General features: G+C 69.7%; 5 protein-coding genes. 2 read left to right on the top strand and 3 right to left on the bottom strand.

From position 1 onward, the window contains the following. Nucleotides 1–337: 337 nt before the first annotated feature. The 3 genes from VQ02_RS09745 to VQ02_RS09735 all read right to left on the bottom strand — a co-directional run bounded on the left by VQ02_RS09745 (nucleotide 338) and on the right by VQ02_RS09735 (nucleotide 3,708). Complete coding sequence (locus VQ02_RS09745; RefSeq protein WP_048443989.1) at nucleotides 338–556, bottom strand: YbdD/YjiX family protein; 219 nt, start codon at nucleotides 554–556, stop codon at nucleotides 338–340. 4 nt (nucleotides 557–560) lie between these two features. Next, nucleotides 561–2,624, bottom strand: a complete 2,064-nt coding sequence (locus VQ02_RS09740) for a carbon starvation CstA family protein (RefSeq protein ID WP_048443988.1) — start codon at nucleotides 2,622–2,624, stop codon at nucleotides 561–563. Nucleotides 2,625–3,039: 415 nt separating this feature from the next. After that, nucleotides 3,040–3,708: a response regulator gene (locus VQ02_RS09735; protein ID WP_157080558.1), complete on the bottom strand. Its 669-nt coding sequence runs from the start codon at nucleotides 3,706–3,708 to the stop codon at nucleotides 3,040–3,042. Nucleotides 3,709–4,287: 579 nt separating this feature from the next. On the opposite strand from VQ02_RS09735, the gene VQ02_RS09730 reads away from it, so the two are divergent. Further along, a complete protein-coding gene (locus VQ02_RS09730; RefSeq protein WP_245239672.1) occupies nucleotides 4,288–5,463 on the top strand; it encodes an FIST N-terminal domain-containing protein in 1,176 nt (391 codons plus the stop codon). Between the two features lie 11 nt (nucleotides 5,464–5,474). After that, the coding region (locus tag VQ02_RS09725) for a sensor histidine kinase (RefSeq protein ID WP_048443986.1) at nucleotides 5,475–6,147 on the top strand (673 nt) is incomplete at its 3' end.

The raw sequence follows: 6,147 nt of genomic DNA, 5'->3' as shown, positions 1-6,147 counted from the left end.
GGGCGGGCGGAGGGGGCGGCGACGGGGAGTGTCAGGCTGGCCACGGGGCTAACGGCGGGTGCGGATGAGGGACCTCATCTGTAGCACCGCCCCGGTCAGCTCAGCCGTGCCGATTGCGCGCTGCGGCCATGCTGCCGGATCAGCCCTAGTTAAGGCGCGCTTTACCCGATCGTGTCGGGTCGGCGGCGACTTGCGACATCGCTGCCATCATCCCGCCGCAAGCGTTACGGGTGTAACCTGAAAGAAGCATGAACACATTTCGTCTTCGCCGGAACCGGATCCGACATTGCGTGTTGTTTTGCCCGCGCAGGGTAAGGCCCCCGCGCGGGCGAGCACGTCAGCAGCAGCGGAAGCCGCCGCGGCCGCCGACGCCGAACCGGGCGTTCTGGCGCTCGCGGAAGAACTCCGTCGGGGTCATCGGCTGCTGGTCGGGGTGGGTCTTGCGGATATGGGCGACGTAGGTGTCGTAGTTGCCCTGGCCGACCATCAGCCGCGCGCCGTCGCAGACGCAGCGCGTCAGGGTCGCCCAGCGCTCCCGCAGGCCCTCGGCGTTCATCGGCTCACTCCGCCGCCGCCGGCACCGCCCGCGGATCCGCCTCGAGGGCGGTCCAGCGGTCGGTCCGGTAGGCCTTGAGGCAGGCCTTCACGCCGAAGGCGATGATCGCCACCACGACGCCGACGAAGACCAGCGCCAGCACCGCGTCGATGCGGTCGTTGAAGATGATCTGGCGCATCTGGTCGGCGTTCTTGGCCGGCGCCAGCACCTTGCCCTCGGCGAGGGCCGCCGCGTAGCGCTCGGCATGCGCCAGGAAGCCCACCCGCGGGTCGGCGGAGAAGACCTTCTGCAGGCCGGCGGTCAGGGTGCAGGCGACGAGCCAGAGCGTCGGCACGATGGTGACGAGGGCGTAGCGCTCCCGCTTCATCTTGAAGATCACCACCGTGCACAGGGTCAGCGCGATCGCCGCCAGCATCTGGTTCGAGATGCCGAAGAGCGGCCACAGGGTGTTCACGCCGCCGAGCGGGTCGGTGACGCCCTGGTAGAGGAAGAAGCCCCAGGCGGCGACGCAGAGCGCGGTCGCCACGATGCTCGGGCCCCAGGACGACGTGTCCTTGAAGGCCGGCACCGCGACGCCGATCAGGTCCTGGAGCATGAAGCGCCCGGCCCGCGTCCCGGCATCGACGGCTGTCAGGATGAACAGGGCCTCGAACAGGATGGCGAAGTGGTACCAGAACGCCATCATCGCCTTGCCGCCGATGACGCTCGAGATGATGTGGGCCATGCCGACCGCCAGCGTCGGCGCGCCGCCGGCCCGCGAGATCACCGAGTGCTCGCCGACGTCGGCCGCGGTCTGCTTGATGGTGTCGGCGGTGATCGGGAAGCCCATGGCGGTGACCGCCGCCGAGGCGCTCTCGGGCGTCGTGCCGACCACCGCGGCCGGCGAGTTCATGGTGAAGTACACGCCCGGATCGATGACGCTGGCGGCGACGAGCGCCATCACGGCGACGAAGGATTCCATCAGCATGCCGCCGTAGCCGATGAAGCGGGCGTTGACCTCGTTGTCGATGAGCTTGGGGGTCGTGCCCGACGAGATCAGGCTGTGGAAGCCCGAGACCGCGCCGCAGGCGATGGTGATGAACAGGAACGGAAAGAGCGAGCCCGACCAGACCGGCCCGGTGCCGTCGACGAACTTCGTCACCGCCGGCATCTGCAGGTGCGGCGCCAGCACCAGGATGCCGAGCGCGAGGCCCACGATGGTGCCGATCTTGAGGAAGGTCGAGAGGTAGTCCCGCGGCGCGAGCAGCAGCCAGACCGGCAGGATCGAGGCGACGAAGCCGTAGCCGATCAGCATCCAGCACAGCTGCGTGCCGGTGAAGGTGAACATCGCGGCGAGCGCGGGATCCTCGGCGACGTTCTGCCCGAAGATGATCGCCGCCATCAGGAGCACGAAGCCGAGGATCGAGACCTCGCCGATGCGGCCCGGCCGGATCCAGCGCGAGTAGACCCCCATCAGGAGCGCGATCGGGATCGTCGCCATCACCGTGAAGGTGCCCCACGGGCTCTCGGCGAGCGCCTTGACGACGATCAGCGCCAGCACCGCCAGGATGATGACCATGATGAGGAAGGCGCCGAACAGCGCGACGATGCCGGGAATCGTGCCGAGCTCGGCGCGGATCAGCTCGCCGAGCGAGCGGCCGTCGCGGCGCATCGAGACGAACAGCACCATGAAGTCCTGCACGGCCCCGGCCAAGACGACGCCGGCGAGGATCCAGAGCAGGCCCGGCAGGTAGCCCATCTGGGCGGCGAGCACCGGGCCGACCAGCGGGCCCGCGCCCGCGATCGCCGCGAAGTGGTGGCCGAACAGGACGTACTTGTCGGTCGGGACGTAGTCGAGCCCGTCATTGTGGCGCACGGCCGGGGTCTGGCGGGTCGGGTCGAGCCGCATGATGCGGTCGGCGATGTAGAGCGAGTAGTAGCGGTAGGAGATCAGGTAGACCGATACCGCCGCGACGACGATCCAGAGGGCGTTGATGCTCTCGCCGCGCTGCGTCGCCACCACGGCGAGAGCGGCGGCCCCGAGCGCGCCCACGAGGGCCCAGGGTCCGTGTTTCCGGACGGCAGTCATGAGGCATTTCCTCCCGGCTTCGCCGCCGGGCGGGGACAGGCTTCGGCGGCTTCCTTCGACTTTCGGGTAAAGGAAACGTTGAGGGCTGCCAATGCGGCTGCGAGTCGGGGACGCTGGGGAAGAATTAGACTTTCGTCGTAGAAAAGGATAACGGCCGGCTCAAGCACGTACAACCAGGATCTGACACTCTCTATCGGCACTCCGGGGCCGCGCAGCGGAGCCCGGAGTGCCGAAGGCACACTCAGAACCGCGGATGGTTCAAGACCAGACGGACTGCGTTCCACTTCATCCACTGGCACCTGAGTGTCCGGATTCCGGTCTCTCCCCTGCGGCGAGCCCGGGAATGACGCCGCGGACTGGACGTCGTGCCGCGCTTAACTCTCAGGATGTCTGAAAAAGTCGCCGCGAGAACCGATCAGCTCGACGACAGCTCCGAGAGGATGTGATCGTAATCCAGGTTCGCCGTCTCGATGACGATCTGTGTCCGGCTGATCACGCCGAGCTTGCGCAGGATCTCCGAGACGTGGGCTTTGACGGTGGAGTCGCCGACGCCGAGCTCGTGGGCGATCTGCTTGTTGAGCTTGCCCTGGCGGATCATCAGCAGCACCCGGATCTGCTGCGGCGTCAGCTCGGCGATGCGCTGGGCGATCGGGGGCTTGCCGCCCTTGCTGCGGCCGGGGGCCTCGGCCGGGCCGGACAGGCCGTCGGGCACGAACACCGCCCCGTTGAGCACGTCGGTGATGGCGCGGATCAGCACCGGCTTGCCGGCGGCCTTGGGCACGAAGCCGGCGGCGCCGTGGGCCAGCGCCTCGCGCACGATGCGCGGATCGTCGAGGCCCGACACGACGAGGACCGGGATGCGCGGGAAGCGGGTGCGGATGGCGATCAGCCCGTCGAAGCCGTTGACGCCCTGCATGGTGAGGTCGAGGAGCGTGAGATCGATCGAGCGGGCGCGGGACAAGACTGCGCAGGCGCTCTCGATCCCGTCGGCCTCCTCGACCTCCGCGGCCGGGAAGGCGAGGCGGACCGCGCTGCTCAAGGCCTCGCGGAACAGCGGGTGATCGTCGACGATGATCAGGTGCATGTCCGACCCCTCCGCGACGGGCGTCGGCGCCTCGCCCGGCCGGGGAAGAGACACCTCATGGGCCGGACGGGTCAATCCCACCATCGGATCGGAGCATCCTCTGCCGGCGCGCCGCACCGCAGCACGCGCGTTGTCGAGTCCGGCACAGCAACGCGTCCGTGCTTGGAAGTCAAGAATAGACTTAGCACGCTGATATGCCAGTAGCTACCATGCTTTAGTACGGGCCTCGCGGACGGATCCGGTCGTCTGCACCTTGGTCCAATGGTGAGCGGCGGCGCCCCGGTCCTATCCTCCCTCGGTCTCGGCGGGCGAAGGACATCGTCACCGCGGAGCGGGCGGGAGCGGATCGTGGCATCTGGCGGCGGCGTCGCGTGGGGCGGCGCGGCCGTCGATCGCGGGGGCGATCGCCCGTCCGCTTCCCAGCGCAGGCGCGGCCGCCGCACCGGCCGCGCCTGCGCACCCTGTCGCGGTCCTTGCCGCTGCCCTTGGCCGCCGCCCTTGCTGCCCGTTGCCAGCCGCACCCCCCGGCCGCATAATGCGGCAACGCCGCGATGGAGCCGGCGACATGGGAGGGAACCCTTGGCGCGGGGAATTCCGGCGCAGGAGGCGCGCACGCGCTCGCATCGCTGCGGGATACAAACGGCCTGGACCGAGGCCGCGGGGGCCGAGGCCGCCGTATCGGCGCTTGCTGCGTCCCTCGACGTCGCCCGCATCGCCCACCTGGTGATCTTCTTCTCGCCGGCCTATGGGGTCGAGGCGCTCAACGACGCGCTGGTGCGCGCCTTTCCGGGCGTGCGGGTCGCCGGCTGCACCTCCTCGGGCGAGATCAGCCCGATGGCCGGGCTCGACCGCGGCCTCGTGGCGATCGCGTTCCCGCACGAGGGCTTCCGCATCGCCTCGACGGTGCTGGAGAAGGTCGACCACCTCGACGCCGAGCGGGCCGCGGCCTCGATCCGCTCCCTGCGCTGCGCCCTCCAGAAGATCAGCCGCGGCGGGCAGCTTTTCGCGATCTCGCTCATCGACGGCCTCGCCAACGCCGAGGAGACCGTGATCGCCGCGGTCGGCTACGGGCTCGACGGGGTGCCCCTCGTCGGCGGCTCGGCCGGCGACGAGCTGACCTTCTCCGAGACGGCGCTGATCCACGACGGGCGGGTGCACCGCCGGGCCGCGATCCTGCTCCTCGTCGAGTCCGACTTCCCGGTCGAGATCTTCAAGAATGACAATTTCGAGCCGACCGGCGTCAAGTTCGTGGTCACCGAGACCGATCACGAGCAGCGCACGGTGCGCGAGCTCAACGCCGAGCCGGCGGCGGTCGAGTACGCCAACGCGCTCGGCCTCGATCCCGACGCGCTCACCCCGACGAGCTTCGCCGCCCACCCGCTGGTGGTGCGGGTCGGGGGCGACTACTTCTGCCGCTCGATCCGGCACCTGAACCCGGACCAGTCCTTGAGCTTCCACTGCGCCATCGAGAGCGGCGTGGTGCTGACGCTCGCGCGCCAGAAGGACCTGGTCGAGGCAACCCGCGAGGAGCTCGCCCGGCTCGACGCCCGCCTCGGCGGCGTCGACCTGGTGATCGGCTTCGAGTGCGTGCTGCGCCGCCTCGACGCCGAGATCCACCAGGCCCGCCACAGCATCGCCGAGCTCTACCGGCACTACAACGTCGTCGGCTTCGAGACCTACGGCGAGCAGTACCGCTCGATGCACCTGAACCAGACCTTCACGGGCATCGCCATCGGCCGGCCCGCCGGCCCGTGACGGGGCAGGCCATGACCGCAGAGGACCACAGGGCCGGCGAGGACGTCGCGGCCCTGCACCGCCGCATCGCCAAGCTGGAGCGCATCAACGCCGCCCTGATGTCCCAGGTCGAGCGCACGATGGACCAGCGCGGCAGCGCCTACTCGCTGTTCCAGACCGCCATCACCCTCGAGGGCCAGGTCCGCTCCCGCACCGAGGAGCTGACGATGCTGATGCGCAGCCTCGAGCGCTCGAACCAGGCGCTGACCGCCGCCAAGGAGGAGGCCGAGCAGGCCAACCGCTCGAAGACGCGCTTCCTCACCGCCGCGAGCCACGACCTGCTCCAGCCCCTCAACGCCGCGCGGCTGTCGCTCTCGGCGCTCGCCGACCTGCCGGTGGGGCCGGAGGCGCGGGGCATCGTCGGCCAGGTCGAGCGGGGCTTGCAGACCATCGAGGACCTGATCAAGACCCTGCTCGACATCTCGAAGCTCGATGCCGGGCTGATCCAGCCGGTGGTGCGGCCGGTCCTGGTGGCCGACGTGCTCGAGAGCCTCGAGGCGAGCTTCGGGCCGCTCGCGGCCCGCAAGGGCCTGCGCCTCTCGGTGCGCGGCGGCAAGGCCTGGGTGGCGAGCGACCTCGTGCTGCTCCAGCGCATCCTGCAGAACCTGGTCTCGAACGCGATCCGCTACACCGCCGCCGGCGGCG

Source organism: Methylobacterium variabile (genome assembly GCF_001043975.1).
Lineage (GTDB): Bacteria > Pseudomonadota > Alphaproteobacteria > Rhizobiales > Beijerinckiaceae > Methylobacterium > Methylobacterium variabile.
Note: the sequence above shows the minus strand (reverse complement) of the source record. Positions and strands in the feature narration are given on the sequence as shown.

Bases quoted from the DNA above. Each gene is read 5' to 3' on its own strand.
- VQ02_RS09745 (WP_048443989.1), bottom strand. From the start codon at position 556: ATGAACGCCGAGGGCCTGCGGGAGCGCTGGGCGACCCTGACGCGCTGC.
- VQ02_RS09740 (WP_048443988.1), bottom strand. From the start codon at position 2,624: ATGACTGCCGTCCGGAAACACGGACCCTGGGCCCTCGTGGGCGCGCTC.
- VQ02_RS09735 (WP_157080558.1), bottom strand. From the start codon at position 3,708: ATGCACCTGATCATCGTCGACGATCACCCGCTGTTCCGCGAGGCCTTG.